This window comes from Neisseria mucosa (genome assembly GCF_003044445.1).
GTDB lineage: Bacteria > Pseudomonadota > Gammaproteobacteria > Burkholderiales > Neisseriaceae > Neisseria > Neisseria mucosa_A.
This window is the reverse complement of the sequence record NZ_POWX01000045.1, coordinates 1-780: the sequence shown is the minus strand read 5'-3', so window position 1 is coordinate 780 and position 780 is coordinate 1. Positions and strand designations below refer to the sequence as shown.

The 780-nt window shown below is 45.1% G+C and carries 1 protein-coding gene and 1 pseudogene; both read left to right on the top strand.

All coding sequences use genetic code 11. The features are described 5' to 3' along the window. On the top strand, positions 1-428 hold a 428-nt coding region (locus DBY90_RS13600), incomplete at its 5' end, for a helix-turn-helix domain-containing protein (RefSeq protein ID WP_321177674.1). Between the two features lie 17 nt (positions 429-445). Further along, positions 446-780 (top strand): annotated as a pseudogene (locus DBY90_RS13595) (hypothetical protein); the annotation flags it as partial.

Here is a 780-nt window from a genome sequence, read left to right as displayed (position 1 = left end):
GCGGCAGACGGCTTAATCCGCAGGAAATATGGCAGGCATACAGCGAAGGCAAACAGACCGCCGCACAGCTTGCCAAAACTTACGGATGCAGTCGGCAGACTATTCTGAGGCATCTCAAAAAAGTTCAAATTAAGGTGCATTTCATTTCTCCCGCAGCAGCCAACGTCATCATGGACACCACTTACTTCGGACGCAGTTTCGGCGTCATGGTTTTGATAGACAGCATCAGCGGCAAAGCACTATCCGTCAGCGAAGTCAAATACGAAACCAACGAACAATATTTCACAGCAATAGGCAGCCTGAAAGCCAAAGGCATTGAAATACAAAGCATTGTTTGTGATGGGCGACGCGGTTTGGTACAGATGTTTCCTGATATTCCCGTACAGCTTGTCAATTTCATCAGGTTAAAACCGTCAGTCGCTATTTAACGCGCAATCCCAAAACAGAAGCAGGCAAAGCACTTTGGCGATTGGCATTGACGTTGAAAAACAGTAAGCAATCCGACTTTGAACACGATCTGCAAACGTGGTTTGAGCAGTATCAAAGCTATCTGAACGAACGCACCTTTAACACCGAAACAGGCAAATCGCATTACACACATAAGAATATCAGGAGTGCGTATTTCAGCCTAAAACGCAATTTGGATTATCTGTTTGTGTTTGAGCAATATCCTGATTTAAACATCCCGAATACGACCAATCTGCTTGACGGCACATTCTCGGACATGAAACGACTTTTAGCGTGTCATCACGGCATGAGTAGGGAGAATAAGATTAGGTT